The organism is Pseudomonas sp. LFS074, assembly GCF_047978165.1.
Taxonomy (GTDB): Bacteria; Pseudomonadota; Gammaproteobacteria; order Pseudomonadales; family Pseudomonadaceae; genus Aquipseudomonas; species Aquipseudomonas putida_P.
On the sequence record NZ_JBFPFV010000001.1, the window covers coordinates 159,888 to 185,944 of the forward strand.

Sequence of the window (26,057 nt, forward strand, 5' to 3'; positions counted from 1 at the left end):
CCATGTTCTACGTGCAACGCGACGCTGCCGGCCAGTTGCTGCGGGTAGAAGCAGCCGCCTTTGACCAGTTCACCGAAATGCTCCCTGCCGACCATGCCGATATCCAGGAGTGGTTTGCCGACGACGTCGTGGAAAACAGCCTCAACCAGCTCAAGCAAAGCGACCTGGACATGATCCGCGTGCTTGAGGACCTGATCGATGTGCTGACTGCCAAAGGCGTATTCAAGATCACTGACCTACCCGCCGGTGCCCAGGCCAAGCTGCTCAACCGCTCCACGGCGCGCAAGGCACTCAGCAGCCTGAACAACCTCATCGATGAAGAAGAGCAGGGCGGGCTGATCTGATTGCGAACCGAGCAAATCCCAGTGCTATGGTTATTCTTTAAAGGTATTTAAAATATAGCTCTTATGACTTTATAGTCACTTCCACTGCGTACCCGTCGACCAATCGATGCGCCGCACGACTTGAACCCACACGGGAAATCCCCGTGCGTTTCTGATCGTTGCGCGCCGTTGAAGTCGCGCACTGCGTGGGAGTGAAAAATGTCAGCCGCCTCGAACGCCTTGTCGACCATCGACAGCGCCCAGCCGCAATGCTTCGAAATCCGCCCGTTCTCCGGTGCCGTCGGCGCCGAGATCATCGGCCTGGACCTGGCCAGACCGGTCAACGTCGAGGATTTCGCCCGTATTCATCGCGCCCACCTCGACCACCATGTACTGGTGTTCCGCGACCAGCGCATCAGCCCGCAACAGCAGATTACGTTCAGCCGCCGCTTCGGTGAGTTGCAGATCCATGTGCTCAAGCAGTTCCTGCTTACAGGCCATCCCGAGATCCTGATCGTTTCCAACATCGTCGAAAACGGTCAAAACATTGGTCTGGGTGATGCCGGCAAGTTCTGGCACTCGGACCTGTCGTACAAAGCGCTGCCCAGCCTCGGCTCCATGCTGCATGCCCAGGAGCTGCCCAGCGAAGGCGGCGACACCCTGTTCGCGGACATGCACAAAGCCTGGGACGCCGTACCCGACGCCTTGCGCAAAGTGGTTGAGGGCCGCAGCGCTGCTCACTCCTACACCGCCCGTTACGCCGAGACCAAATTCGAAGGCAACTGGCGCCCGACCCTGACCGCCGAGCAATTGGCGCAGGTACAGGAAGTCATCCACCCGGTGGTCCGCACCCACCCGGAAAACGACCGCAAGGCCCTGTTCGTCAGCGAAGGCTTCACCACCCGCATCGTCGGCCTGCCAGACGACGAAAGCCGCGACGTGCTGCAACAGCTGTACGCCTTGAGCGTGCTGGAGAAGAACATCTACCGCCACCAGTGGCAGCCCCACGACCTGGTCTTCTGGGACAACCGCTCGCTGATCCACCTGGCCACCGGCTGCCCCGCACACCTGCGGCGCAAGCTGTACCGCACCACCATCCAGGGCGATGCCCCGTTCTGACGACTGAGGAACCCCATCATGCGCAATTCCATCAGCCGCCTGGCGGCAAGCATCGGCCTCGGCGCGAGCCTGGTCATCGGCAGCCTGGCCGCCCCCGCTGCGGCCCAGGCCGAAGGCAAAATCCGCATTGCCGAGCAGTTCGGCATCGTTTACCTGCTGCTCAACGTGGTGCGTGACCAGCACCTGATCGAGAAGCACGGCAAGGAGCAGGGCATCGACATCGATGTCGACTGGGCGCAGTTGTCGGGTGGTTCGGCCATCAACGATGCACTGCTGTCCGGCTCGGTGGACATCGCCGGTGCCGGCGTCGGCCCGCTGCTTACTGTGTGGGACCGCACCAAGGGGCGGCAGAACGTCAAGGCTGTGGCTTCGCTGGGTAACTTTCCATACTACCTGGTCAGCAGCAACCCCAACGTGAAGACCATCGCCGACATCTCCGACAAGGACCGCATCGCCGTGCCCGCGGTAGGTGTTTCGGTGCAGTCGCGCTTCCTGCAGTACGCCGCCGCCCAGCAGTGGGGCGACAAGGAATACAACCGCCTCGACAAATACACCCTGGCCGTACCGCACCCGGATGCCACTGCCGCGCTGCTGGCCGGTGGCACTGAGCTGAACGGGCACTTCTCCAACCCACCGTTCCAGGACCAGGTGCTGGCCAACAAGGACGTGCATGTGGTGCTCAACAGCTACGACCTGCTTGGCCCCAACTCGCCGACCTTGCTTTTCGCTACCGAGAAATTCCGCAAGGACAACCCCAAAACCTACAAGGCCTTTGTCGACGCCCTGGCCGAAGCCGCAGACTTCGCTCAGAAGGACAAAGCCGCCGCAGCCGATACCTACATCCGCGTGACCAAGGCCAAGATCGACCGCGACGCGCTGATCAAGCTGATCGACAACCCGCAGTACGAGTTCACCGTCACGCCAAAGAACACCTACAAGCTGGCCGACTTCCTCTATCGGGTAGGCGCTATCAAGAACAAGCCGGCATCGTGGAAGGACTACTTCTTCCAGGACGAACGCCCGCTGCAGGGGAGCTGACCGATCATGACCGCCCCTTTGCCAGGCCACACGGCCAGCAACCTGAGCCGTGTCGCCACGCCACCTTTGCTCAAGGTGGATAACCTCAGCCTCGAATACCGCACCGCGCAGCGCGTGGTGCGGGCCACCCACCAGGTCAGCTTCGAAGTCGACCGTGCCGACCGTTTCGTGCTGCTCGGGCCTTCTGGTTGCGGCAAGTCCACCTTGCTCAAAGCCGTCGCCGGTTTCATTCAACCGCAGGAAGGGCAGATTCTGCTGCAGGGCCAAGCGGTGCATGGCCCAGGTCCAGACCGCATCGTGGTGTTTCAGGAGTTCGACCAACTGCCGCCGTGGAAAACGGTGAAGCAGAACGTCATGTTCCCGTTGCTGGTGGCAGGCCAGCTCAAGCGCGCCGAAGCCGAAGAGCGGGCGCTGCATTACCTGGAAAAGGTTGGTCTGGCCGCCTTTGCCGATGCTTATCCACACACCCTGTCGGGTGGTATGAAGGCACGTGTGGCGATTGCCAGGGCGTTGGCCACCCAGCCGAAGATCCTGCTGATGGATGAGCCGTTCGCTGCACTGGATGCGCTGACCCGGCGCAAGATGCAGGAAGAACTGCTGCTGCTGTGGGAAGAGGTGCGTTTCACCCTGTTGTTCGTTACCCATTCCATCGAAGAAGCGCTGGTAGTGGGCAACCGCATCCTGCTGCTGTCGCCGCACCCGGGGCGGGTGAGGGCGGAAGTGCACAGCCATCAATATGATCTGGGCAGCCTGGGCGGCAGCGATTTCCAGGCCAGTGCAAGGCGTATCCACCGCTTGCTGTTCGATGAGGCAGACGTCCCGGAACAGCCCGACGACCTTGGTTTCAACGATATCCGCATCGCCTACTGACAGGAGCTTCAGCCATGACCACTACACCTGTACGCCAGGAATACGAGGTGCAGCTGGAGCCCCTGCTCAGTGTACCCCTGGAACGCCAACTCCCCTTGGCCCAACGCCTGTGGCAGCAAGGCTGGCTGCGCAAGGCGCTGATCCTGCTGGTAATCGCTGTGCTATGGGAGGCCGTTGCTCGCTATCAGGATAATGACCTGCTGTTGCCGAGCTTCCTGCAAACCGCCGCGGCCCTGTGGGACGGCCTTGTGAGTGGCGAGCTGCCCGCCAAGGTCGGGGTTTCGCTGGTGATACTGCTCAAGGGCTATGTGCTGGGTATCGTCCTGGCTTTCGGCTTGACCAGCCTGGCGGTTTCGACCCAACTGGGGCGGGACTTGCTGGGCACGTTAACCTCGATGTTCAACCCATTGCCGGCCATTGCCCTGTTGCCGTTGGCCTTGCTGTGGTTTGGGCTGGGTGATAACAGCCTGATCTTCGTGCTGGTGCATTCGGTGCTGTGGGCGCTGGCGCTGAATACCTATGCCGGTTTCCTTGGTGTGTCGGAAACGCTGCGCATGGCTGGGCGTAACTATGGCCTCAAAGGGTTGCGGCTAGTGCTGCACATCCTGGTGCCGGCAGCCTTGCCGTCGATCTTGTCGGGGTTGAAGATCGGCTGGGCGTTCGCCTGGCGCACGCTGATCGCTGCCGAGTTGGTGTTTGGTGCCAGCAGCGGCAAAGGCGGGCTGGGCTGGTACATCTTCCAGAACCGCAATGAGCTATATACCGACAAGGTGTTTGCCGGGTTGGCGGTGGTGATCCTGATTGGTTTGCTGGTGGAAGGGTTGGTGTTCAATACACTGGAGCGGCTGACCGTGCGGCGTTGGGGGATGCAGCGGTAAACGGTATCGTCATGGCGGCCGTACGCAGGTTTGTTGCGGCGTGCGGGCCGCTAACCAAATCCAGAAATACTTTCAAACATCTGTTATCCAAAAAGATCGTGAAATTCGTAGGAAACTTCTGAATCTTGCATCGATCTCCATAGAAAGATTGCGGCCGTTCTTTCCCGAGCCTAGCCTGTTCCGCTCCGTCATTTACAAGGAGCAGTAATCATGGCTTTCGATGCCTATATTCAAATCGCGGAAATCGCTGGCGAAGCAAAAGACGAGCAATACAGCAACTGGATCGAGATCCTCGGTTACACATTTGGTGCCAGCCAAAGCACCTCCGTCACCGCGAGTTCTGCAGGCGGCGCCACTTTCGGGCGCACCACGCTGAGCAATCTGACCTTCACCAAGTACCTGGACAACGCCAGTTGCAAACTGCTCGAAGCCAGTTGCGCGGGGCAGCACCTGAAGGAAGTGAAGCTGGTCGTCTGCCGCGCCGGTAGCGACAAGCTCAAGTACTACGAAGTGGTGCTCGAGGAAGTGATCATCGCCGACTACGCACAAAGCGCGCATGCCGGTGTGCCGACTGAAATCGTTCAGCTCAACTACGGCCGTATCAAGACTACCTACACCCGGCAGCAGCGCGTCGACGGCAGTGCTGGCGGCAATGTGACCGGTGGCTGGGACCGAATTGCCAACAAGAAGTTTGCGTGAGGAACGACCATGTCCGAGGCACGCAGCTTTATAAATCCAAGGGCGCAGAACTACGCGACCCTGAAAAATGGCACGCCCATGAGCGCCAACCAGCAGGCCAAGTTCGATGTGCTCAATGCGCATATCGTCAATACGGTGGTCTTGGCCGGTGAACTGGTAATCGTCGGTGATCCCGACACTTCCTACTGCACCAGCCATGAAGCCTTTCTAATGGCCAAGGCGGCGGGCATCCACCGCGACATCATGCTCAACGGTGGCGGTGTCGACGGGTTCTTGCTGGAAAACTTCGAGATGCTACAGAGTCTACTGGCCCATGCGTCGATAGGGGCAGGGGCAGCGAGCGATGGCTGGGCCAGGCATCTGGATGCGATCAAGAAGACGCTGGAGCAGATCGAGCAACTGCACCGCGCGCATATGAGCGGGGGTGCATTCAGGGAGCGCGAAGAGTTTTATGCAAAGCGCGCGGTGTTGTTCGGAACCCTGGATGAACAGCTCGGGTGGGCCGCTGCATACGGCACAGGGCTAAAGAATCATGGGTCGATCAAGCGGATGTTGCAGCTCTCTAGCAAAAGCTACTTGAGTACCGGGGAAATTTCAAAATATGCCGACAAGGTAGCCGGAGTCGCTAGGGCTGCGGATATGATCAAGAAAGGGGGATACCTCGGGGTCGCATTGGATGTCGCCGCTACGGGGTTGGAAATTCACAAAGCTTGTATACTTGGGCGAGAAGAAGAATGCACCAGAGCAAAATATGTCGAAGGTAGCTCATTAGTATTAGGCTTGACGGGAGGCAGTCTAGGCGGTGCATTCGGTGGCGCAATTGCCACGACCGGTTGCGCAGTTGTCCTTGGTGCAGTGACCGGACCTGGTGCTCTAGTCTGTGGGGTTGTGGGCGGAGCAGTAGGGGGTGCCGTTGGAGGCGAAATAGGAAATGCGGGTGGAGAATTTATTGGCGATCTGATTTATCGCAAGGTCTCAGATGATACCAATTGAGCCCGGTTGGGTGGCGCTGCTTGTTTTTAGCCCAGGGCTGATAATCCTAATTTTGCTTATTTATATTGCTCATTTTTACGTTGAACGAATTGAATCCTTACTAGAAAAATCAAGCTATATACAAGGAATAAGGAGCACCTTTCTCCGGGCTGGACTACCAGGGAAAGTCTTACGCACATGCTGTATTGCTTGCATGATGACAATGCCGGCTATTTATGCCCGTCGCGGGCTCATCAACATGAAGGAAGTAAACAATTTCCCACTAAAAATGAAACGGACACTCATTGGGCTCTGGCTGGCTTTGACTATCGAAATCCTATCCATGTTAGTGTTCCGCGCCTGGCTGTACTTGCGTTAGCTTACACTGGCCGGTGCTGCACATAGCAAGAGTCGCCCCAAAAGTATCGACCCCTGCCGGCTGCAGCAAAGCATTCCTGATCAGCAATCGATGAACAGCCGATTACCGCTGGAGCAGATCGAGCAACTGCACCACGTGCATATGAGTGGTGGTGCGTTCAGGGTACGAGAAGAGTTCTACGCCAAACGTGCAGCGCTGTTCAGGACGTTGGATGAGCAGCTGGGGAAGACTGCCGCTTACGGTTCTGGTCTACGCAATCAGGGATCGATCAAGCGGATGCTGCAGCTATCCACCAAGCGCTATCTGAGTACCGGGGAGATTTCCGGATATGCCGAGAAGGTAACGGGAGTGGCGAAGGCTGCGAGTCTGATCAAGAAAGGAGCCTATATTGGCATTGCATTGGATGTGGCCGCGACAGGTTTATCCATTCATAAGGCGTGCACCATTGGGCGTGAGGAAGAATGCAGAAAAGCCAAGTATATAGAGGGGAGTGGCTTAATCGGGGGCCTAGGTGGAAGCGCTATGCTGGGTGCTTTGGGAGGTGCCACAGCGTCCCTGATATGCACGGTAGTATTCGGACTACCGACTGGCGGGCCTGGTGCTCTAGTATGCGCCGTTGTCGGTGGAGTTGTTGGAGGTGAAGTAGGCGGTGACAAAGGTAAAGAGGGCGGCGAGTGGCTCGGGGAAATTATCTACGAGAATAAAAAATCGTGAATCAATTTGAGATGAACTTAGTTGCTGTGGGTTTCTTCTTCTTGGGTATGGCAGCGCTGTTGGTGCTTGTGTTCGTGGCTGTGCGGTATCTTGATGAGATTGAAGAGTTACTGTCGAAGAGTGTTTATGTTTCCGGGAACAAAAAACTCTATGCGCCAGCAGGAGTTATAGGAAAAATAATGCGTATCTGTACCATATCAACAGTATTGACGATGCCGGGTGTATTTGCGCGTAGAAGATTGGTTGATGTGGATCAGTTGCGAGATTTTCCAAATTCGATAAAAAGGGTTTTGGTCGGGGCATGGTGCACAATGTTTATCTCTTCTATGGTCTTCCTGTTTCTCGGTTCTTTTTAGAAGGGCGGTAATAATTTGAAGGAACTCGTGACGCAAACATGGAGGTGGAAGACTGCGGTTCAGACCAAAACACGTGCCTATAGCGGGGTTGCGTTGGATGTGACACTCCCCACGGGTTGATTTTCACAATCTTGTTTCTTTTTTCAATGGTGTGATGAAGTTTTTCGGTTTGCCTTTTTAATCGCTGATTGCGCTGCAGTTATCCGGTTAGGTACGGAATGTCGGGCTGGCACGGTTTTAGACGGGTACTGAGGGAGTGCGTGCAACATTCCGCTCGGGCAGTGCGCTATCTCAGAGGCTACTCTGGTACTGAGCCGCCGCACTGCTCAGGATCTTGCCAATCTCTTCACGCAAGTCAGCAGGCTGCTCCACCACCACCCCATCCCCATGGCTCAACAGCCACCAGCGCAATGGCCAACCATCGCTCACCGTGGCGCGTAACCGATGCCCATGCTCCAGCGCTGTCAGCTGCATATCGCTGCTCAAGGGGGCAACCCGCAACTGCCGCGCCAGTGCATCGCTGATCCGTGCCACCAACTCCATGCCTTCTCCCTGCGCCGGTTGCAACGCATCCCCTCGCAGATGCGTGAGCAAGTCGAAGTTACCGCGCAACTCGCCCACGGCACTGGCCGACCAGTGCCAGCCAAACGGAATACTCTTGTCATTACGTTCCAGCGGAAAGATCAGCGACAGCTCATTGAGGTCGCGCTCGACGGTGCGTTTGCTGACCGTAAAGCCCACGTCACGCAGGCGCCACACCAACTCGGCGCTGGTAATGCCTGGAGAGCGGCTGGGCAGCTGGCGCAGCAGCGCCCACTGTCGGCTGAGGGTGGCGCGAGTGGTGGCGAACGGCAAAAGATAACGTCCTTGTCTAGGCTTGCCGCAATAGGATGGCGGCACGCGAGGGGCGTGGCAATTGGCCACAGCCCGCTCAGATCAAGGAAGTCGCATTTGGTTGCCTCGTGCCGAATCGTTCGCGACAGGTTTTGACGTGACGTCACGCAGAATCACGCCTCATCACAACCGAAGGTTGGGTTGTGCGTCGTTCAATGAGGATGAACATGTCTGCTGCCAGCAATATCCATTCGCTGCTTGCCCGCCTTCTACCCGAGCGGGTCATCGCCCCACCGGCTCCCGTCGGGAGGCGACAGCGGCTGTTTGCCGGTGTGGGCTTGCCCAGCCAGCGGTCGCTGCTGGTCAACCGCCTGGATGAGGCCAGCGACCTGCAGGCAGTGTATGTCGACCTTCGCCGTCAGGCGTTGCAAGGCAGTGTGGCGGCACTGAATGACCTTGGCTGGATCTGGCTCAACGGCAAGTACTGGCGCGCCGATACCGAATTGGCCGGGCACCTGTTGCGCATGGCGGCCCTGCAGGGCAATGCTGCTGCCTGGTTCAACCTTGGGCAGCAGCACTACTTCGGCAAGGGCATCGAGCCTTCCTACGTGCAGGCGGCGGAGTGCTACCGCCAGGCCTTCGAGCGCGGGATGCTGCATGCCGCGGCGGCGCTGGGAGACCTGTATGAGGAGGAGGTGTGCGATGGCGACCTGGATTGGCAGGTAGACCTGGTGCAGGCCTACCAGTGGTTCCTGCGCGGGGCCGAGCGGGGCGAGGCGCGTTGCCGTTTCGAGGTGGGCTACCGGTTGATGCACGGCCTGTATGTAGAGGCCGACCTCAAGGCGGCGCTGTACTGGCTGGAGCTGGCGGCAGCGGCGGGAGTCGTGCAGGCGGCAGAGGAATTGGCAGTGCATTTCAGCAGCCGTGACGTGGTGCGCTACCAGGAGTGGCGGGACCGGGCAGTGCAAATGGGTAGCACCTTGGCTTTGACCATGAAGTTGGAAGATCAGATCCAATCCTGATCTTCTGCAGCCTGTGCCGGCAGGTAAAAAGCTCCAGCATGAACAACAATTCATCCATACCCCTCGTCACCCCCTGTTGACGGCGGGGGGAGGGCAAGGCGTATATTGATAGTTAGCAAACTATGAATATGCTTGGTTCCCCTCATGTCCCTTGATCTCCTGCGCCTGCAAGTCAGCAGTGGCATGGTGGTTGCGGCCCGCCACTGGCGGCGCATCTGCCATACCGCCCTGACCGGTTACGGCATTTCCGAGGCCTGCGCCGCGCCGCTGCTGATGATCGTGCGCCTGGGTGACGGTGTGCACCAGGTGGCCGTGGCACAGGCTGCCGGCCTGGAAAGCCCTTCTCTGGTGCGTCTGCTCGATCAACTGTGCAAGGCCGGCCTGGTGTGCCGCAGCGAGGATCCACTGGATCGCCGCGCCAAGGCCCTGAGCCTGACCGCCGAAGGCCGTGCCTTGGCCGAAGCCATCGAGGCCGAACTGGTGCGCCTGCGCCGCGATGTGCTGCACGGTATCGACCAGGCCGACCTGGAAGCCGCCTTGCGCGTGCTGCGCGCCTTCGAGGCTGCAGGCCTGGGCAGCTCGGGCGGGGCGGCATGAACGGCTTCTTCAGCTCGGTTCCCCCGGCCCGCGACTGGTTCTACGGCGTGCGTACTTTCGCTGCCTCCATGATCGCCTTGTACATCGCGTTGCTCATGCAGCTGCCGCGCCCCTATTGGGCGATGGCCACGGTGTACATCGTCTCCAGCCCGTTCGTCGGCCCGACCAGCTCAAAGGCGCTGTACCGCGCCGTGGGCACGTTGCTTGGCGCCGGTGGGGCCATTTTCCTGGTGCCGCCGCTGGTGCAGTCACCGTTGCTGCTGAGCATCGCCATTGCCCTGTGGACAGGCACCTTGCTGTTCCTTTCGCTGAACCTGCGCACGGCCAACAACTACGTGCTGATGCTGGCCGGCTACACCCTGCCGATGATCGCGCTGGCGGTAGTGGATAACCCGTTGGCGGTGTTCGACGTAGCGTCTTCTCGCGCCCAGGAAATATGCCTGGGTATCGTCTGCGCGGCGGTGGTCGGGGCCATTTTCTGGCCGCGCCGGCTGGCGCCGGTGGTGGTCGGCGCCACCAGTAACTGGTTCACCGAGGCGATCCGCTACAGCGACATCTACCTGGCCCGTGAGGTCAGCGCCGACAAGATCGGCGGTATGCGTGGGGCGATGGTTGCTACCTTCAACTCGCTGGAGCTGATGATCGGTCAGCTCGGCCACGAAGGTGCCGGCCCGCATACCGTGAAGAACGCCCGCGAGTTGCGTGGGCGGATGATTCACCTGCTGCCGGTGATCGACGCGCTCGACGACGCCCTGGTGGCCCTGGAAGGCCGCGCCCCGGCCCAGTTCGCTCAGCTTCAACCTGTGCTTGAGGCCGCTCGCGAATGGCTGAAAGGCACTGCCGACAGCCCCTCGGTCGCACGCTGGACCACGCTGCACGAGCAGATCGACCGCCTGCAGCCAGGTGCTGCGGCCCTAGACCAGCGCGCCGAGCTGCTGCTGTCCAACGCCCTGTACCGCCTGACCGAATGGGCTGACCTGTGGCAGGACTGCTGCACCCTGCAGCACGCCCTGCGTACCGATGATGCCAAGCCCTGGCGCGCGGTGTACCGCCACTGGCGCCTGGGCCGCCTGACGGCCTTCTTCGACCGTGGCCTGATGCTGTATTCGGTGGCCTCCACCGTATTGGCGATCGTCGTCGCTTGCGGCCTGTGGATCGGCCTGGGCTGGAACGACGGCGCCAGCGCGGTGATCCTCGCGGCCGTGTCGTGCAGCTTCTTCGCCGCCATGGACGACCCGGCGCCGCAGATCTACCGGTTTTTCTTCTGGACGCTGATGTCGGTCATCTTCTCCAGCCTGTACCTGTTCCTGGTGTTGCCCAACCTGCACGACTTCCCGATGCTGGTGCTGGCTTTCGCCGTGCCGTTCATCTGCATCGGCACCCTCACCGTGCAGCCGAGGTTTTACCTGGGCACCTTGCTGACCATCGTCAACACCTCGACCTTCATCAGCATCCAGGGCGCCTACGACGCCGACTTCTTCACCTTCCTCAACTCCAACCTTGCCGGTCCCGTTGGCTTGTTGTTCGCCTTCATCTGGACCCTGGTGATGCGCCCGTTCGGCGTGGAGCTGGCGGCCAAGCGCATGACCCGCTTCGCCTGGCGTGACATCGTCGAAATGACCGAGCCGGCGACCCTGGCCGAACACCGCCAGGTTGGCGTGCAGATGCTCGACCGCCTGATGCAGCACCTGCCGCGCCTGTCGCAAACCGGCCAGGACAGTGGTGTGGCACTGCGTGACCTGCGTGTGGGGCTGAACCTGCTCGACCTGCTGGCCTATATGCCGCGCGCCGGCCAGCAGGCCCGCGAGCGCCTGAGCACGGTGGTCGAGGAAGTCGGCGCGCACTATGCAGCCTGCCTGCGTGCCGGCGAGCGCCTGCACGCACCAGCCGCGCTGCTGCGCAACATGGAGCGCGCCCGGCTGGCGCTGAACCTGGATGAGCTGTACGAGCGCGGCGATGCCCGCACCCACCTGCTGCATGCCCTGAGCGGCCTGCGCCTGGCGTTGCTGCCAGGTGTGGAGGTGATGCTCGAACCCGCCGAACAACCGCAACTGCCCCCCGGCCTCGACGGAGCACCCCTGTGATTGGTGAACTGGATATCAGCGGGGTGTTCCTGCCTACGCTGCTGGTGATGATGTTTGGCACCTACCTGCTGTTCCTGGGGGTGCATGCGGTGCTGGTGCGCCTGCACTTCTACCGCCTGGTCTGGCACCGGGCGTTGTTCAACGTTGCCCTGTATGCCGTGCTGCTTGGCGCGGTGGACCACTTTTGCCGAAACTTGATGCTGCCATGAAAAAACCTTTGCTGACCCTGGGCCGTGTGGTCCTGACCTTGCTGGTAGTGACCTTCGCCGCCGTGCTCGTGTGGCAGATGGTGGTGTACTACATGTTTGCCCCCTGGACCCGCGACGGCCACATCCGCGCCGACGTGATCCAGATCGCCCCGGACGTGTCGGGGTTGATCCAGAAGGTCGAGGTGCGCGACAACCAGACCGTCAAGCGCGGCGACGTGCTGTTCACCATCGACCAGGACCGCTTCAGCCTGGCCCTGCGCCAGGCCAAGGCAACCCTCGGCGAACGCCAGGAAACCCTGGCCCAGGCTTCGCGCGAAGCGCAGCGCAACCGCAAGCTGGGCAACCTGGTGGCCGCCGAGCAATTGGAAGAAAGCCAGTCTCGCGAGGCCCGCGCCCGTTCGGCCGTCAGCGAGGCGCAGGTGGCGGTCGATACTGCCCAGCTCAACCTTGACCGTTCGGTCGTGCGCAGCCCGGTGGATGGCTACCTCAACGACCGCGCGCCGCGTAACCACGAGTTCGTCACCGCTGGCCGCCCGGTGCTGTCGGTGGTCGACAGTGCCTCATACCACGTCGACGGTTATTTCGAAGAAACCAAGCTGGGTGGCATCCAAATCGGCGACGCCGTGGACATCCGCGTCATGGGCGACAACACCCGGCTGCGCGGCCACGTACAGAGCTTTGCCGCTGGCATCGAAGACCGCGACCGCAGCAGCGGTGCCAACCTGCTGCCCAACGTCAACCCGGCCTTCAGCTGGGTGCGCCTGGCTCAGCGCATTCCGGTGCGCATCGCCTTTGACGAAGTGCCGCAAGACTTCCGCATGATCGCCGGGCGTACTGCCACGGTGTCGATCATCGAGGGCCAGCGCCCATGAAACAGCTGATCCTGGCTGGCCTGTGCCTGTCGTTGGGGGCCTGCATGATGGTGGGGCCCGACTATGAGGTGCCGAAGGATGCGGCGGTGCAACGCAGCGACCTGAACGGCCCGCTGCGCCAGGATGCCGACAGCGTGGTTTCGGCACCGGTGCCCGAAGACTGGTGGCAGCTGTATCAGGACCAACGGCTGAACGAGCTGGTGCGTCAGGCACTGAGTGCCAACACCGAGCTGCGCGTGGCCGCGGCCAACATCGCCAAGGCCCGGGCCCAAGTGGAGGTGGCCGAATCGCAAGGCGGCTTCAACGGTGGCGTCAAGCTTGGCGCCCAGCGCCTGCAGGAGTCGGGCGAAGCCTTCCTGTTGCCGGAAAAAGTACCGGTGGCCAACATCGGTGAGGCCATCATCAGCGCCTCGTACCAGTTCGACTTGTGGGGCACCTTCAAGCGCGGCACCGAAGCGGCCAAGGCCAACGCCGACGCAGTGCAGGCCGCTGCCGATACTGCTCGTATTACCTTGGTGGCAGACGTGGTCAAGGCCTACACCCAGGTGTGCTCGGCCAACGAGGAGTACCACATTGCCCGCGAGTCGCTCGACTTGCAGGAACAGAGCGTGACGCTCAACCAGCGCCTGCGTGATGCCGGGCGTGGTGATGAAACCCAGGTCACCCGCTCGCAGACTCAGTTCAAATCCCTGCGCGCCGAACTGCCACGTTTCAAAGCCGAGCGCGAGACCGGCATGTATACCCTGGCGGCTCTGTTGGCCAAACCCGTCGACCAGCTGCCTGCAGGCACCGCCGATTGTGCCGAACTGCCGCACCTGAACCAGCTGGTTCCGGTAGGCGATGGCGCCGCGTTGCTCAAGCGCCGCCCCGACGTGCGCCAGGCCGAGCGTCAGCTGGCTGCTGCCACGGCCTCCATCGGCGTCGCCACGGGCGCACTGTACCCGGACATCAGCATCGGCGCTCAGGTGGGCACTATCGGTATCCTGGAAAACCTCGGCGAGCCTGCAACCAACCGCTGGGGCTTCGGCCCGCAGATCAGCTGGAGTATCCCCACCAACGGTACCCGCGCGCGCATTCGCATGGCCGAAGCTTCTACCCAGGCAGCCTTGGCGAACTTCGATGGGGTGGTGCTGAACGCCATTCGCGAAACTCAGACGCGCCTGGCGCAGTACAGCGCCCTACTGGACCGGCGTGATGCGCTGGCCGAGGCGGAGAAATCGGCCAAGGAAGCGGCGGACCAGACGCACCGCTATTACCAGGCAGGGCGTGAGTCGTTCCTGGCGGATTTGCAGGCGACGCGGACTTACACTGATATGCGTGCTCAGCTGGCGGCGGCCAATAGCCAGGTGGCGATGGGGCAAATCGGGGTATTCCTGGCGTTGGGCGGGGGCTGGAAGGACACCGCCAAGCACTGATGAGATCCTTGTGGGGTGGATGTTCATGCCCCACTTCATCTGATTTGTACCAAGATTTTTCATGAAATCCGCCCTGCACCCTTGAGGGAAGCCAAGTCGGAGTGAACAATGTTCTCTTTCGCATTCCCTTCGAGACTGGCCATGAATACCCGTTCCCGTCTGCTCACCTGGCTGCCGGCTCTATTGCTCGGCCCGGTGCTGGCGCTGTGTAGCACCTTGGCGCTGGCCGAGTCGCCCGCCGAGGCCGCAAAAGCCTTGCACCTGCTGGACTACATTGGCGCCGATTACCCACCGACCGTTCAAGAAGGCAAGGTGATCGACGAGGGTGAATACCGCGAGCAACAGGAGTTTGGCGCGGTATTGGGCGACCTGGTCAAAGGCCTTCCCGCAAATGCCGAGCAAGCGGCACTGGAGCAGGGCGTCCAGGCATTGCGCCAGGCCATCGATCAGCGCCAAGAGGGCACAGCGGTCGCCAAGCAGGCCCGCCAGCTGGGCGCGCGCCTGGCTGTAGCCTACGAGGTCAGTCAGGCCCCGGTGATCACCCCGGACCCTGCCCGTGGCGCGGCGCTGTATGCGCAAAACTGCGCCATCTGCCACGGTGACACGGGGGCTGGCGACGGACCGGCTGGCGTGGGCCTGGAGCCTGCCCCGGCCAACCTGCGTGATGCGGCACGCCTCGACCAGTTGAGCTTGTTCGACCTGTACAACACACTGGCCCTGGGCATCGACGGTACCGAAATGCCGTCCTTTGCCGACCAGTTGGACGACCGCCAGCGCTGGGATGTGGCCGCTTATATCGCCAGCTTCACCGCCAAGCCAGAAGCTGGCAAAGGTGACAAGACCTGGAACATCGCCGACCTGGCCCGCCAGACCCCGGCTGAGGTCGCTGCCAATGAAGGCGCGGCGGTGCTGGAAGCATTCCGCGCGCAGCGTGCCCAGCCGCCGCAGGTCAAACGTGGCCCGGCGCAACTGCTCGAATACACCGCCAGCACGCTGGACAAGAGCCTGGCGGCCTACCGCGCAGGTGACCATGACCAGGCCTATGACCTGTCGGTGGCGGCCTACCTGGAAGGTTTCGAGTTGGTGGAAAGCTCACTGGACAATATCGACACCCAGGCGCGCAAGGACACCGAAAAATCCCTCATGGCCTACCGCCAATCGCTGCAGGACGGGTTGCCCGTGGCTCAGGCCGAGCAACGGCTGGCCGAAGCCAAGCGCAAGCTGGACCAGGCCGCCAAGCTGTTGGGCAGCGATGGCCTGAGCTGGTCGCTTAGCTATATCTCCGGTTTGCTGATCCTGTTGCGCGAAGGGCTGGAAGCGATTCTGGTGCTGGCGGCGATTCTGGCCTTCCTGCGTAACACCGGGCAGCAGTCGGCGGTACGCAGCGTCAACATAGGCTGGGGCCTGGCGCTGGTTGCCGGCTTCGCCACCTGGGCGCTGGCGGCCTATGTGATCGATGTGGGTGGGGCTCAGCGCGAGCTGCTGGAAGGCTGCACGGCCTTGTTCGCTGCGGTGATGGTGTTGTGGCTAGGGGTATGGATGCACGACCGTCGACACGCCGCTGCCTGGCAGAACTACATCAAGAGCAGCCTGGTTAGCGGCGGCGGGCGTTTCGGCTTCGCCCTGCTGGCGTTTTTCTCGGTGTACCGCGAACTGTTCGAAGTGATCCTGTTCTACGAAACCCTGTGGTTGCAGGCAGGCCCTGCTGGGCATCAGGCTGTGCTGGCGGGTGGCGCCACGGCACTGGTGCTGTTGGTGGGCTTGGCTTGGGTGATTCTGCGTGGCTCTGCGAAGCTGCCGCTTTCGCTGTTCTTCAGCATCAACGCCGCGCTGCTGTGCGCGCTGTCGGTGGTGTTCGCCGGGCATGGCGTGAAGGCGCTGCAAGAGGCCGGGGTGCTGGGCACACGACCGGTAGCGTTCTTCGAGTTCGACTGGTTGGGGATTCATGCCGACGCCTACTCGTTGTCGGCGCAGGCGGTGGCCTTGCTGGCCATCGTGTTCCTGTACGGGCGTTCGCGTCTGGCGGAAAAGCGCAGGGCAACTGCAAACTGAGCGAGGGGCTGCATGGCAGCCCCTTTTCAATCTCGGCTCAGGCCGGCTGTGGCGCCTTGAGAATGTTCTGCAGCAATTGCACGCTTTCAACGGCGTCATGACCCAGGCTGGTCAGGTAGCCGCCATCAGGTTGATCGGTCAGCCCCTTTTCATGCAGGCGTTGCGCTGCCGCGATCAGGGCAGGGGCGGCGGTACTGTTAATCTTGATGCCTTCCTGGCTGCTGTCGTGTTTGAACAGCGCGAGTACTTCCAGTTCGTCGATCAGATCGGGGGTAAAAGGCATGGCAGCTCCTGACTTCCAGACAAGGATGGCGGCACCGTCAGCGGTGCCTGATCTTCGAGTGTAGTCGGGTTATTCGTCCTCGCCTTGATCCATCTCAGGCGGCAGCTCCGGCAGCGCCCGCAAAGCGTTTTCATACCACTCGCCGTTGAACGCGCGGTCCTCTACCAGCATGTTGTCGATCTCGAAGGCCAGCACATGGGCCATCAGGTTGAGAATGTCTTCACGCTCATAGCCGACCAGGGTCAGCTTGTTGTAAGTGGCTTTGGCCGCTGGCGGTTCGCCGCTTTCGATCTGGTTTTCGATGGCCTGGGTCAGCGTTGCCTCGGCGAAGGCTTCGTCGTCATTGTCGAGGTCGGTGGGCTCGCTCATGGCGGTACTCCTGTGATGGGATACGACAGTGTGCCACGCCCGTGGCGGCAATGCCTGGGCATTGATGGGGTGCATGACGCTAGTCAGGGGCGGGCGTACGGTCTATAAAAGCCGGGCCAACCCCTTACGGCCTGGAGGCTGTTACCTCATGCTCAAGCTTTATGGATTCTCGGTCAGCAACTACTACAACATGGTCAAACTGGCCCTGCTGGAAAAAGGCCTGCCCTTCGAGGAAGTCACATTCTATGGCGGCCAGGCGCCACAGGCACTGAAAGTAAGCCCACGTGGCAAGGTGCCGGTGCTTGAAACCGAACATGGCTTCCTCAGCGAAACCAGTGTGATCCTCGACTACATCGAGCAGACCCAGGGGGGCAAGGCGCTGTTGCCGGCCGACCCATTCGGGCAGGCCAAGGTGCGTGAGCTACGCAAGGAAATCGAGTTGTATATCGAACTGCCGGCACGAACCTGCTATGCCGAGGCGTTCTTTGGCATGTCGGTGGAGCCACTGATCAAGGAGAAAGCCCGTGCCGACCTGCTGGCTGGCTTTGCCACCCTCAAACGCAATGGGCGTTTCGCACCTTATGTAGCGGGTGAGCAACTGACGCTGGCAGACCTGATGTTCTGCTTCTCGGTCGACCTGGCGTATGCCGTGGGCAAGAAGGTGCTGAACATCGACTTCCTGGCGGACTTCCCGCAGGCCAAGGCGTTGCTGCAGCTGATGAACGAGAACCCGCACATGGCGCGGGTCGTGGCGGACAAAGAGGCGGCGATGCCGGCCTTCATGGAGATGATTCGTAGCGGTAAACGCTAACGGCCGGGGGCCGCAAAGCGGCCCCAGGCTCTGATCAGCGCGAAGCCAGCAGCGCCTTGCCGCGAACCACCGCCGCACGCACTTGCGCTGGCGCCGTACCACCAATGTGGTTACGGGCATTCACCGAGCCTTCCAGAGTGAGCACGGCAAACACGTCTTGCTCGATCTGGTCGCTGAACTGGCGCAGTTCGTCCAGGCTCATCTCGGCCAGGTCCTTGCCGGTGTCCACACCATACTTCACCGCGTGGCCAACGATTTCGTGGCAGTCACGGAACGGCAGGCCACGGCGTACCAGGTAGTCGGCCAGGTCGGTGGCGGTGGAGAAGCCGCGCAGGGCCGCTTCACGCATGATGGCGTGCTTGGGCTTGATCGCCGGGATCATGTCGGCAAAGGCACGCAGCGAGTCGCGCAGGGTGTCGGCGGCGTCGAACAGCGGTTCCTTGTCTTCCTGGTTGTCCTTGTTGTAGGCCAACGGCTGGCCTTTCATCAGGGTCAGCAGGCCGGTCAAAGCGCCAAACACGCGGCCGGTCTTGCCGCGCACCAGCTCTGGCACGTCCGGGTTCTTTTTCTGCGGCATGATCGAGCTGCCGGTGCAGAAGCGGTCGGGCAGGTCGATGAACTGGAACTGCGCGCTGGTCCACAGCACCAGCTCTTCGGAGAAGCGCGACAGGTGCATCATCGCCACGCTGGCAGCAGCGCAGAATTCGATGGCGAAGTCACGGTCCGACACGCCGTCCAGCGAGTTGCCGGCCACGGCTTCGAAGCCCAGCAGCTTGCAGGTGAGCTCGCGGTCGATCGGGTAGGTGGTGCCAGCCAACGCCGCGCTGCCCAGTGGCATGCGATTGGCGCGCTTGCGGCAGTCGACCAGGCGCTCGTAGTCGCGGCTGAGCATTTCGAACCAGGCCAGCAGGTGGTGGCCGAAGGTGACCGGCTGCGCGGTTTGCAGGTGAGTGAAGCCGGGCATGATGGTTTCGGCTTCGCGCTCGGCCTGCTCCAGCAGGCCCTGCTGCAGGCGGGTTATTTCGGCCAGGATCAGGTCGATTTCGTCGCGCAGCCACAGGCGGATGTCGGTGGCCACCTGGTCGTTGCGGCTACGGCCTGTGTGCAGCTTCTTACCGGTGATGCCGATGCGGTCGGTCAGGCGTGCTTCGATGTTCATGTGCACGTCTTCGAGGTCGACGCGCCAGTCGAAGTTACCGGCTTCGATCTCGCCCTGGATGGTTTTCAGGCCATCGATGATGGTGTCGCGCTCGGCATCGCTGAGCACGCCGACCTGCGCCAGCATGGTGGCATGGGCGATCGAACCCATGATGTCGTGGCGGTACAGGCGCTTGTCGAAATCGACCGAGGCGGTGAAACGGGCGACGAAGGCGTCGACGGGCTCACTGAAGCGGCCGCCCCAGGACTGATTGGTCTTGTCGGTGCTCATGGATTCACTCATTGCAGGCGTGAACGAAAAAGTGGCGCCGATAATAGCAGGGTTGGGCTGGCTGCCGCAGGGCGCCGGTCGAGAGAAATGCCCGGAAAATGGCAGAGAAGGATTTTAAGGAATGAACGGCAGTGTTCCACGGACCGTCTACAGTTGGACAAGGGACTGGCGGTGAATCTGCCGTCCGAGTGAATCTTTGGCCATCGCACCGGTCTAGAGCGTGACCGCAGTGTCGCTCGAACCACACCTGTCTACGCTATACCTGTGCGAGACTCATTCAGGAATCCAGCGCAATTATGAATGTCCTGATCGTTGATGACGAACCCCAAGGCCGTGAACGCCTCACCCGGCTGCTCGGCGAACTGGAGGGTTACACCGTGCTGGAGCCCAGCGCCACCAACGGCGAGGAGGCCCTGGCGCTGATCGAAAGCCTCAAGCCCGATGTGGTCCTGCTGGACATCGGCATGCCAGGCCTGGATGGCCTGCAGGTCGCCGCTCGCCTGTGCGAACGCGAGGCGCCGCCGGCGGTGGTGTTTTGCACCGGGGACGATGAATACGGTGCCGAGGCATTCAAGGACAGTACCCTCAGCCATGTGACCAAGCCTTTCCAGCCCCAGGCGTTGCGCGATGCCTTGCGCAAGGCCGAAAAACCCAACCGTGCCCAATTGGCGGCGCTTACCCGGCCAGCCAACGAAGGTGGTGGCCCACGCAGCCACATCAGTGCCCGTACACGTAAAGGCATCGAATTGATCCCTATACCCCAGGTGATCTATTTCATCGCCGACCACAAGTACGTGACCTTGCGCCACGAAGCCGGGGAAGTACTGCTCGATGAGCCACTCAAGGCCCTGGAAGACGAGTTTGGCGAACGCTTCGTGCGCATCCACCGCAATGCGTTGGTCGCCCGCGAGCGCATCGAACGCCTGCAGCGAACCCCGCTGGGGCACTTTCAGCTGTACCTGAAAGGCCTGGACGGCGACGCCCTGACCGTCAGCCGCCGGCATGTGGCTGGGGTGCGCAAGATGATGCAGACGCTCTGAGGCCGTCTGCGCAAACCTGTGGCCTGGTTCTGCCCTTGTGGGAGCGGCCTTGTGTCGCGAAAGGGCCGCAAGGCCGCTTTCACACAAAGCCGCACATGACCTGTTGATCCGTATCTGCAAGCGATACCGGCGATGCTGTTATCATCGGTGGTATTTCTCTGGATCGGGGCGTTCCATGTCCACTCGCGAAATCCGCATTGCCACCCGTAAAAGTGCCTTGGCCCTGTGGCAGGCCGAATACGTCAAAGCCCGTCTCGAGCAGGCTCACCCGGGTCTGCTGGTGACCTTGGTGCCCATGGTCAGCCGTGGTGACAAGCTACTCGACGCGCCGCTGGCGAAAATCGGCGGCAAAGGCCTGTTCGTCAAGGAGCTGGAAACCGCCCTGCTGGACAACGAAGCCGACATCGCCGTGCATTCGATGAAGGACGTGCCAATGGACTTCCCCGAAGGCCTGGGCCTGTACTGCATCTGCGAGCGTGAAGACCCGCGTGACGCCTTCGTTTCCAATACGTTCGACAGCCTCGAAGCACTACCTGCCGGCAGCATCGTCGGCACCTCCAGCCTGCGCCGCCAGGCCCAGCTGCTGGCGCGCCGGCCAGACCTGCAAATCCGCTTTCTGCGGGGCAACGTCAACACCCGCCTGGCCAAGCTGGATGCCGGCGAGTACGACGCCATCATCCTCGCCGCCGCAGGCCTGATCCGTCTGGGCTTCGAAGACCGCATCACCTTCACCATCAGCGTCGATGACAGCCTGCCGGCTGGCGGCCAGGGCGCCGTGGGTATCGAGTGCCGCAGTGCCGACGTTGAGACTCATGCATTGCTGGCGCCACTGCACCATGCCGATACCGCCGACCGGGTGGTGGCCGAACGTGCCCTGAACAAGCACCTGAATGGCGGCTGCCAGGTGCCGATCGCCTGCTATGCGGTGCTTGAAGGCGACCAGCTGTGGCTGCGTGGCCTGGTCGGCCAGCCGAGTGGCGGAACGCTGCTGGTGGCCGATGCCCGCGCCCCTCGCACTGCTGCCGAAACCTTGGGCGTACAGGTAGCCGAGGACTTACTGAGCCAGGGCGCCGAGGCCATCCTCAAGGAAGTCTATGGCGAGGCCGGCCACCCGTGAGCCAATGGCGCCTGTTGCTGACCCGGCCTGCCGAGGACTGCGCGGCACTGGCGCAAAGCCTGGCGGAGGAGGGCGTGGGCAGCAGTTGCCTGCCACTGCTGGCGATTGAGCCCGTTACGTTAGAGACCCCGCAGCGATTGTTACTGGAAGGCCTGCACGGCTTCCAGGCAATCATCGTGGTTAGCAAGCCGGCCGCCCGCCTGTTGCTTGAGCAACTGGCCAAGGCCAGCCTTCAGCCGCCACGCCAAGGCTGGTTCACGGTGGGCGAGGCAACCGCTGCGGTGCTGCAGGGGGCGGGGTTGGAGGTGAGCGCTCCGCCGCGTGGCGATGACAGCGAAGCCTTGCTGGCGCTGCCGGCCCTGCGCCAGGCAGTTGCCGCGCCGGCACCGCGTGTGTTGATCGTTCGCGGCGTCGGAGGTCGCGAACTGCTGGCAGAGCGTCTTGCAGAGCAAGGTGCTAGTGTCGAATATCTGGAACTGTATCGTCGCTGCCTGCCGGTATACCCGGCGGGTACGCTGATGCGCCGCATCGAAGCGGAACGCCTCAATGGCCTGGTGGTCAGCAGTGGGCAGGGTTTTGAACATTTGCAGCAGCTGGCCGGTGCGGATTGGCCGCAGCTGGCACGCCTGCCGCTGTTCGTGCCCAGCCCACGGGTCGCCGAGCAGGCCAGGGCCGCCGGGGCCCAACAGGTTGTGGATTGCCGTGGCGCCAGTGCCACGGCCTTGCTGGCAGCCGTGCAGCGTAGCGCTGCACCTGCCTCTTAAGGCGCTAAGCTGTACGCGATGCGCCCCCATGCAAAGGATGGATACGTGAGCGAGACTGTCTTGTCCAATAACGATCAGCCGTCGGCACAGACGCCGGCGGAACCCGTTACCGCCCCACCTGCCAAGCGCTCCGGCAGTGGCCTGGCAGCGCTGGCCCTGTTGCTTGGCGCGGCCGGGGTGGCGGTAGGTGGCTGGGGTGTCTGGCAGGTGCGTCAACTGCAAGGCAGCGAGTTCAACCAGGGCCAGCACATCGAGGCGCTGACCCAGCGCGCCGAAGCCCTGCAGCAGCGCGAACAGCAGATCAGCGCGCAACTGGCCAGCTTGCCTGCAGCCAGCGAGCTGGAAGACCGCCGACGCCTGGTGGCGCAATTGCAGGGCGACCAGCAGCGCCTCAGCCAGCGCCTGGAAACCGTGCTGGGAGAAAGCCGCAAGGAGTGGCGCCTGGCAGAAGCCGAGCACCTCTTGCGCCTGGCTACCCTGCGCCTTTCGGCCTTGCAGGACATCACCAGTGCCAAAGCCTTGGTCGAAGGCGCCGACGAAATTCTGCGCGAGCAGAGCGACCCGGGTGCTTTCGCCGCCCGGGAGCAACTGGCACGCAGCCTGGCCACGCTCGGCAGCACCCAGCAACCGGACCGTACTGGCCTGTTCCTGAAACTGGCAGCACAGCGTGAGCTGGTACAGCAGCTAAGCGCCCAGTCGCCCGAATTCGACACCAATGCCGATGCGCTTGGCGCCCTGACCGCCGATGGTGATGGTGCCAGCCGGCTGTCGCAGTGGTGGGCAGAAATTTCCAAGTACTTCCAGATCGACTTCAACGCCGATGAAAACGTGCGGCCACTGCTGGCCGGGCAGCAGCTGAACCAGCTGCGCCTGGCCCTGAGCCTGACCATCGAACAGGCCCAGTGGGCGGCGCTCAATGGTGACGCCAAGGTCTACACACAGGCGCTGGATGATGCCCGCAGCGTGCTGCTGGCGAACTTCAACGCCGACAACCCGCAAAGCAAGGCCATGCTCGACAGCCTCAATGCGTTGGCCGATCAGCCCGTGTCCGTGGTTACCCCCGACCTCAGCGAAAGCCTGGCGGCAGTGCAGGCCTACATTCAGCGGCGTCATCTGCCGGCCGAGGCTGAAGGGGGCAAGCCATGAAGCGTGTCTACCTGCTGGCCGTGCTGGCAATCGTGGTTGCCGCCGCGCTGGGCATCGCAGTCGCCAAGCACAGCGGTTACGTGCTGATTTCCTATGGTGGTTTCCGCTATCAATCGGGGCTGTGGGCGGCCCTGGCCGGCTTGCTGGCCGTGGTCGCGCTGTTGTGGCTGTTGCGCTACCTGGTCGGCCTGGTGCTGACCTCCAGCGGTGTGGTCAACCCGTGGTCGCGGCGTAACCGCAGCCGGCGCATCCGCGTAGCCATCGAGCAGGGCCAGCTCGATCTCGCCGAGGGTCGCTGGGCCAGCGCTCAGCGTCACCTGCACCGCGCCGCCGAGGCCGAGCGCCAACCGCTGCTGTATTACCTCGGTGCCGCGCGTGCTGCCAACGAGCAAGGCCGCACCGAAGACAGCGACAACCTGCTGGAGCGTGCCTTGGAGCGCCAGCCGCAAGCGGAACTGGCCATTGCCCTGACCCATGCCCAGTTGCAGATGGACCGTGGTGAAACCGATGGGGCTCTGGAAACCCTGCTGGCCATGCAGGAGCGCCACCCGCACAACAGCCAGGTGTTGCGCCTGCTGCAACGCCTGTACCTGGAGCGCGGCGACTGGTCCGCACTTATCCGCCTGCTGCCCGACCTGCGCAAGGGCAAGGTGTTGCCGCCCGCCGAGCTGGCCGCCCTGGAGCAGCGTGCCTGGGGCCAGAACCTGAGCCTGGCCACCACCCGTGGCGAGGACGCGCAAACTGCACGTCAGGCCCTGGAGCGCGCCTGGCAACAGCTGACCGCAGCCCAGCGCCAGGAGCCACAGCTGGTGTTGGCGTACGCCGAGCAATTGCGCCAGGTAGGTGCCCAGAGCGAGGCCGAGCACGTGCTGCGCACTGCCCTCAAGCGCGAATACGAAAGCCACCTGGCCCGCCTTTATGGCTTGGTGCGCGGTGATGATCCGGCGCGTCAGCTGCAAACCGCAGAAGGTTGGCTCAAGGCCCACCCGCAAGACGCCAGCCTGCTGCTGACCTTGGGCCGTCTGAGCCTGCAGAACCGCCTGTGGGGCAAGGCGCGTGATTACCTGGAAAGCAGCCTGCGCATGGAGCGCAACCCCGAGGCCTGTGCCGAGCTGGCTCGCTTGCTCGCGGGGCTGGGCGAGACCGAGCGCAGCAACCAGCTGTTCCAGGAGGGCCTTGGCCTGCTGGACGAACGCCTGCTGGCGCTGCCTTTGCCCGAAGGCGTACGCGCCTGACCCACCCCAAGGCCCGCGCCAAGGTGCGGGCTTCGGGAGCGGGTAATTTATCGATTGCTGTCAGTTAGATCCGTAGTCCATTCCTTCCGGCGCTTCCCACTCCATCGCTGGAAATTTCCTACGCGATTCAGCGACTTGTCGCTGCTGTCGTGCCTTGAAACAAAGCGTGTCTTTCCTCTACCGTTTCAAACCACAACATCTCCCCGGGACTTACCCAGCCCATGCTTCCGGCCCATTTGCGCACCCTTTTTCTTCCTGCCTGCCTGGCTGCAATGGCGGTACTGGTTGTTTCATTCCACCTGGAAAACACACTGGGGTTGGTGCCTTGCCCCTTGTGCTTCAGCCAGCGGTTACTGCTTGGCCTTTACGCGCTGCTGTGCCTCGCGGCGGTGCTGCAGGCACCGGGCACGCGGGGCACCCTTCGTTATGCGCGGGTGGCGCTGGGCTGCTCGCTGGCCGGCGCGGTGCTGGCCGCGCGGCATGTCTGGTTGCAGGGTGCTCATGGGGTCATCCATATGTGCCCGGCGCCCATCGGGCGGGTGTTCGAGCAATCCTGGGCCGAGGCGGCGCGGCAACTGTTGCTGGGGGGGCCCGATTGCAGCTCGCTTACCTGGAGCTTTCTCGACCTGACACTGCCGGAGTGGAGCCTGTTGGCCTTCCTGCTGCTGGCGGTGCTGCCCTTGAGTTGCCTGCTGGCGTATCGTTTCCGCACCCTGGCAAGAACATGACTTGGCGCAAGGTTGCGCCATTAGCGCGACCAATGGCGATATAACAGGGTATTAAACACTTGTATGAACTTTGTGTGCTGCGTACCTTGAAGGCCAGCACGCGCGGGAATAATCTCCCAGCACGCATACCGAAAACACAACTGCTCGATGCCGTCCTGCTGATGACACCTTTGTGCTGCGCGGTCGTGGTGCGAGGTGCAGCGGCATCTACCCAGAAGGGAAGAGATCGCCATGCTCGATAGTTGTCAGAACGCCCAGGAACGCTGGGGTGGGGTTCACAAGCTGATCGACCGTTGGCTGGAGGAGCGCCAGGAACTGGTGCAGGCTTTTCGCGCCCTGCGCGATGTGAAGCCAGCCTTTGCCGACAAGGACACCAACGGGGACTTTTGCGCGCTCCTGGTCGATTACGTTTCGGCGTGGCACTTCGAAGTCTGCGAGCAATTGGCCAGCGAGGCCAAGGCTTTCGGGGACGAGAAGGCGCTGAAGCTGGCCGAAGAAATCAACCCACGGATCAACGACAGCACACAGATCGCACTGGCCTTCAATGACCATTGCGCCAAGGGTGAGTGCAAGGACACCGAGCGCTTTGCCGAGAAGCTGGCCAAGTTGGGCGGGCTGTTGCATGAGCGTTTCGAACTTGAGGACTGCCTTATCGAAGTGCTGCACAACGCGCACAAGGAAGAAGGCGCGGTGCAGGCCTGA

28 protein-coding genes are annotated in these 26,057 nt (G+C 62.0%); 24 read left to right on the plus strand and 4 right to left on the minus strand.

Features of this window, described 5'->3' with window-relative positions:
* Positions 1 to 2 precede the first annotated feature (2 nt).
* From ACNQP3_RS00670 to ACNQP3_RS00710, 9 genes are all read left to right on the plus strand, one after another.
* Positions 3 to 344 carry a hypothetical protein gene (locus tag ACNQP3_RS00670; protein WP_012269973.1) on the plus strand — a complete coding sequence of 114 codons (342 nt, stop codon included), beginning with the start codon at positions 3 to 5 and terminating at the stop codon, positions 342 to 344.
* Between the two features lie 198 nt (positions 345 to 542).
* Positions 543 to 1,442: a TauD/TfdA dioxygenase family protein gene (locus tag ACNQP3_RS00675; RefSeq protein WP_264316696.1), complete on the plus strand. Its 900-nt coding sequence runs from the start codon at positions 543 to 545 to the stop codon at positions 1,440 to 1,442.
* 18 nt (positions 1,443 to 1,460) lie between these two features.
* Positions 1,461 to 2,480 (plus strand): ABC transporter substrate-binding protein, encoded by a 1,020-nt coding sequence (locus tag ACNQP3_RS00680; RefSeq protein WP_060493616.1) that lies wholly within the window; start codon positions 1,461 to 1,463, stop codon positions 2,478 to 2,480.
* A 6-nt stretch (positions 2,481 to 2,486) separates the two neighbouring features.
* A complete protein-coding gene (locus tag ACNQP3_RS00685; protein WP_012269976.1) occupies positions 2,487 to 3,350 on the plus strand; it encodes an ABC transporter ATP-binding protein in 864 nt (287 codons plus the stop codon).
* Between the two features lie 14 nt (positions 3,351 to 3,364).
* The gene (locus tag ACNQP3_RS00690; RefSeq protein WP_012269977.1) at positions 3,365 to 4,228 is read left to right on the plus strand and encodes an ABC transporter permease; all 864 of its coding nucleotides are present in this window, start codon (positions 3,365 to 3,367) and stop codon (positions 4,226 to 4,228) included.
* Between the two features lie 210 nt (positions 4,229 to 4,438).
* Positions 4,439 to 4,927, plus strand: a complete 489-nt coding sequence (locus ACNQP3_RS00695; protein ID WP_264316697.1) for an Hcp family type VI secretion system effector — start codon at positions 4,439 to 4,441, stop codon at positions 4,925 to 4,927.
* A gap of 9 nt (positions 4,928 to 4,936) precedes the next feature.
* A complete protein-coding gene (locus tag ACNQP3_RS00700) occupies positions 4,937 to 5,920 on the plus strand; it encodes a hypothetical protein (RefSeq protein WP_264316698.1) in 984 nt (327 codons plus the stop codon).
* Between the two features lie 448 nt (positions 5,921 to 6,368).
* Positions 6,369 to 6,992 carry a hypothetical protein gene (locus ACNQP3_RS00705; RefSeq protein ID WP_012269980.1) on the plus strand — a complete coding sequence of 208 codons (624 nt, stop codon included), beginning with the start codon at positions 6,369 to 6,371 and terminating at the stop codon, positions 6,990 to 6,992.
* Entirely contained in the window at positions 6,989 to 7,348 is a 360-nt protein-coding gene (locus ACNQP3_RS00710) for a hypothetical protein (RefSeq protein ID WP_223296394.1), read from the plus strand. The genes ACNQP3_RS00705 and ACNQP3_RS00710 overlap by 4 nt, the downstream gene beginning before the upstream one ends.
* 291 nt (positions 7,349 to 7,639) lie before the next feature.
* Here the strand turns inward: ACNQP3_RS00710 and ACNQP3_RS00715 are convergent, their stop codons facing one another.
* A complete protein-coding gene (locus ACNQP3_RS00715; RefSeq protein WP_012269982.1) occupies positions 7,640 to 8,203 on the minus strand; it encodes a WYL domain-containing protein in 564 nt (187 codons plus the stop codon).
* A gap of 206 nt (positions 8,204 to 8,409) precedes the next feature.
* On the opposite strand from ACNQP3_RS00715, the gene ACNQP3_RS00720 reads away from it, so the two are divergent.
* The 7 genes from ACNQP3_RS00720 (at position 8,410) to ACNQP3_RS00750 (ending at position 16,433) form a co-directional block, all read left to right on the plus strand.
* Entirely contained in the window at positions 8,410 to 9,204 is a 795-nt protein-coding gene (locus ACNQP3_RS00720) for a tetratricopeptide repeat protein (RefSeq protein WP_012269983.1), read from the plus strand.
* Between the two features lie 144 nt (positions 9,205 to 9,348).
* Positions 9,349 to 9,801 (plus strand): MarR family winged helix-turn-helix transcriptional regulator, encoded by a 453-nt coding sequence (locus ACNQP3_RS00725; protein ID WP_060493614.1) that lies wholly within the window; start codon positions 9,349 to 9,351, stop codon positions 9,799 to 9,801.
* Positions 9,798 to 11,885: an FUSC family protein gene (locus tag ACNQP3_RS00730; RefSeq protein ID WP_012269985.1), complete on the plus strand. Its 2,088-nt coding sequence runs from the start codon at positions 9,798 to 9,800 to the stop codon at positions 11,883 to 11,885. The genes ACNQP3_RS00725 and ACNQP3_RS00730 overlap by 4 nt, the downstream gene beginning before the upstream one ends.
* Positions 11,882 to 12,094 carry a DUF1656 domain-containing protein gene (locus ACNQP3_RS00735; protein ID WP_003255905.1) on the plus strand — a complete coding sequence of 71 codons (213 nt, stop codon included), beginning with the start codon at positions 11,882 to 11,884 and terminating at the stop codon, positions 12,092 to 12,094. Before ACNQP3_RS00730 ends, ACNQP3_RS00735 begins: the two co-directional genes overlap by 4 nt.
* On the plus strand, positions 12,091 to 12,966 hold the full coding sequence (locus tag ACNQP3_RS00740; protein WP_012269986.1) for an HlyD family secretion protein: 876 nt from the start codon (positions 12,091 to 12,093) through the stop codon (positions 12,964 to 12,966). The genes ACNQP3_RS00735 and ACNQP3_RS00740 overlap by 4 nt, the downstream gene beginning before the upstream one ends.
* A complete protein-coding gene (locus ACNQP3_RS00745) occupies positions 12,963 to 14,381 on the plus strand; it encodes an efflux transporter outer membrane subunit (protein WP_264316699.1) in 1,419 nt (472 codons plus the stop codon). The genes ACNQP3_RS00740 and ACNQP3_RS00745 overlap by 4 nt, the downstream gene beginning before the upstream one ends.
* A 108-nt stretch (positions 14,382 to 14,489) precedes the next feature.
* Entirely contained in the window at positions 14,490 to 16,433 is a 1,944-nt protein-coding gene (locus tag ACNQP3_RS00750) for a cytochrome c/FTR1 family iron permease (protein ID WP_012269988.1), read from the plus strand.
* A 37-nt stretch (positions 16,434 to 16,470) separates the two neighbouring features.
* Here ACNQP3_RS00750 and ACNQP3_RS00755 read toward each other — a convergent pair whose 3' ends face one another.
* Together ACNQP3_RS00755 and ACNQP3_RS00760 are read right to left on the minus strand one after the other, a co-directional pair.
* A complete protein-coding gene (locus ACNQP3_RS00755; protein ID WP_012269989.1) occupies positions 16,471 to 16,716 on the minus strand; it encodes a TIGR02647 family protein in 246 nt (81 codons plus the stop codon).
* A gap of 69 nt (positions 16,717 to 16,785) precedes the next feature.
* Complete coding sequence (locus ACNQP3_RS00760; RefSeq protein ID WP_012269990.1) at positions 16,786 to 17,085, minus strand: hypothetical protein; 300 nt, start codon at positions 17,083 to 17,085, stop codon at positions 16,786 to 16,788.
* Positions 17,086 to 17,233: 148 nt separating this feature from the next.
* Between ACNQP3_RS00760 and ACNQP3_RS00765 the strand changes: the two genes are divergently transcribed.
* A complete protein-coding gene (locus tag ACNQP3_RS00765) occupies positions 17,234 to 17,896 on the plus strand; it encodes a glutathione S-transferase (protein ID WP_179027377.1) in 663 nt (220 codons plus the stop codon).
* 34 nt (positions 17,897 to 17,930) lie between these two features.
* On the opposite strand, the gene argH is transcribed toward ACNQP3_RS00765, so the two are convergent.
* Complete coding sequence (argH, locus tag ACNQP3_RS00770) at positions 17,931 to 19,325, minus strand: argininosuccinate lyase (RefSeq protein WP_012269992.1); 1,395 nt, start codon at positions 19,323 to 19,325, stop codon at positions 17,931 to 17,933.
* A gap of 296 nt (positions 19,326 to 19,621) precedes the next feature.
* Between argH and ACNQP3_RS00775 the strand changes: the two genes are divergently transcribed.
* The 7 genes from ACNQP3_RS00775 (at position 19,622) to ACNQP3_RS00805 (ending at position 26,057) form a co-directional block, all read left to right on the plus strand.
* Complete coding sequence (locus ACNQP3_RS00775) at positions 19,622 to 20,365, plus strand: LytR/AlgR family response regulator transcription factor (protein WP_012269993.1); 744 nt, start codon at positions 19,622 to 19,624, stop codon at positions 20,363 to 20,365.
* A 175-nt stretch (positions 20,366 to 20,540) separates the two neighbouring features.
* A complete protein-coding gene (hemC, locus tag ACNQP3_RS00780; RefSeq protein WP_060514245.1) occupies positions 20,541 to 21,482 on the plus strand; it encodes a hydroxymethylbilane synthase in 942 nt (313 codons plus the stop codon).
* Positions 21,479 to 22,246, plus strand: a complete 768-nt coding sequence (locus ACNQP3_RS00785) for a uroporphyrinogen-III synthase (protein WP_012269995.1) — start codon at positions 21,479 to 21,481, stop codon at positions 22,244 to 22,246. Before hemC ends, ACNQP3_RS00785 begins: the two co-directional genes overlap by 4 nt.
* A gap of 45 nt (positions 22,247 to 22,291) precedes the next feature.
* Positions 22,292 to 23,392 (plus strand): uroporphyrinogen-III C-methyltransferase, encoded by a 1,101-nt coding sequence (locus ACNQP3_RS00790; protein ID WP_012269996.1) that lies wholly within the window; start codon positions 22,292 to 22,294, stop codon positions 23,390 to 23,392.
* Positions 23,389 to 24,627, plus strand: coding sequence for a heme biosynthesis protein HemY (locus ACNQP3_RS00795; protein ID WP_012269997.1), 1,239 nt, complete (start codon positions 23,389 to 23,391; stop codon positions 24,625 to 24,627). The genes ACNQP3_RS00790 and ACNQP3_RS00795 overlap by 4 nt, the downstream gene beginning before the upstream one ends.
* Before the next feature lie 221 nt (positions 24,628 to 24,848).
* On the plus strand, positions 24,849 to 25,355 hold the full coding sequence (locus ACNQP3_RS00800) for a disulfide bond formation protein B (protein ID WP_264316700.1): 507 nt from the start codon (positions 24,849 to 24,851) through the stop codon (positions 25,353 to 25,355).
* Between the two features lie 231 nt (positions 25,356 to 25,586).
* Complete coding sequence (locus ACNQP3_RS00805; RefSeq protein ID WP_012269999.1) at positions 25,587 to 26,057, plus strand: Rsd/AlgQ family anti-sigma factor; 471 nt, start codon at positions 25,587 to 25,589, stop codon at positions 26,055 to 26,057.

Coding starts and splice junctions, on each gene's coding strand:
- hemC (WP_060514245.1), top strand. CDS start 20,541: ATGTCCACTCGCGAAATCCGCATTGCCACCCGTAAAAGTGCCTTGGCC.
- ACNQP3_RS00760 (WP_012269990.1), bottom strand. CDS start 17,085: ATGAGCGAGCCCACCGACCTCGACAATGACGACGAAGCCTTCGCCGAG.
- ACNQP3_RS00775 (WP_012269993.1), top strand. CDS start 19,622: ATGAATGTCCTGATCGTTGATGACGAACCCCAAGGCCGTGAACGCCTC.
- ACNQP3_RS00685 (WP_012269976.1), top strand. CDS start 2,487: ATGACCGCCCCTTTGCCAGGCCACACGGCCAGCAACCTGAGCCGTGTC.
- ACNQP3_RS00805 (WP_012269999.1), top strand. CDS start 25,587: ATGCTCGATAGTTGTCAGAACGCCCAGGAACGCTGGGGTGGGGTTCAC.
- ACNQP3_RS00670 (WP_012269973.1), top strand. CDS start 3: ATGTTCTACGTGCAACGCGACGCTGCCGGCCAGTTGCTGCGGGTAGAA.
- ACNQP3_RS00750 (WP_012269988.1), top strand. CDS start 14,490: ATGTTCTCTTTCGCATTCCCTTCGAGACTGGCCATGAATACCCGTTCC.
- ACNQP3_RS00795 (WP_012269997.1), top strand. CDS start 23,389: ATGAAGCGTGTCTACCTGCTGGCCGTGCTGGCAATCGTGGTTGCCGCC.
- ACNQP3_RS00765 (WP_179027377.1), top strand. CDS start 17,234: ATGCTCAAGCTTTATGGATTCTCGGTCAGCAACTACTACAACATGGTC.
- ACNQP3_RS00720 (WP_012269983.1), top strand. CDS start 8,410: ATGTCTGCTGCCAGCAATATCCATTCGCTGCTTGCCCGCCTTCTACCC.
- ACNQP3_RS00725 (WP_060493614.1), top strand. CDS start 9,349: ATGTCCCTTGATCTCCTGCGCCTGCAAGTCAGCAGTGGCATGGTGGTT.
- ACNQP3_RS00745 (WP_264316699.1), top strand. CDS start 12,963: ATGAAACAGCTGATCCTGGCTGGCCTGTGCCTGTCGTTGGGGGCCTGC.
- ACNQP3_RS00800 (WP_264316700.1), top strand. CDS start 24,849: ATGCTTCCGGCCCATTTGCGCACCCTTTTTCTTCCTGCCTGCCTGGCT.
- ACNQP3_RS00690 (WP_012269977.1), top strand. CDS start 3,365: ATGACCACTACACCTGTACGCCAGGAATACGAGGTGCAGCTGGAGCCC.
- ACNQP3_RS00675 (WP_264316696.1), top strand. CDS start 543: ATGTCAGCCGCCTCGAACGCCTTGTCGACCATCGACAGCGCCCAGCCG.
- ACNQP3_RS00695 (WP_264316697.1), top strand. CDS start 4,439: ATGGCTTTCGATGCCTATATTCAAATCGCGGAAATCGCTGGCGAAGCA.
- ACNQP3_RS00730 (WP_012269985.1), top strand. CDS start 9,798: ATGAACGGCTTCTTCAGCTCGGTTCCCCCGGCCCGCGACTGGTTCTAC.
- ACNQP3_RS00680 (WP_060493616.1), top strand. CDS start 1,461: ATGCGCAATTCCATCAGCCGCCTGGCGGCAAGCATCGGCCTCGGCGCG.
- ACNQP3_RS00705 (WP_012269980.1), top strand. CDS start 6,369: ATGAACAGCCGATTACCGCTGGAGCAGATCGAGCAACTGCACCACGTG.
- ACNQP3_RS00740 (WP_012269986.1), top strand. CDS start 12,091: ATGAAAAAACCTTTGCTGACCCTGGGCCGTGTGGTCCTGACCTTGCTG.
- ACNQP3_RS00755 (WP_012269989.1), bottom strand. CDS start 16,716: ATGCCTTTTACCCCCGATCTGATCGACGAACTGGAAGTACTCGCGCTG.
- ACNQP3_RS00700 (WP_264316698.1), top strand. CDS start 4,937: ATGTCCGAGGCACGCAGCTTTATAAATCCAAGGGCGCAGAACTACGCG.
- argH (WP_012269992.1), bottom strand. CDS start 19,325: ATGAGCACCGACAAGACCAATCAGTCCTGGGGCGGCCGCTTCAGTGAG.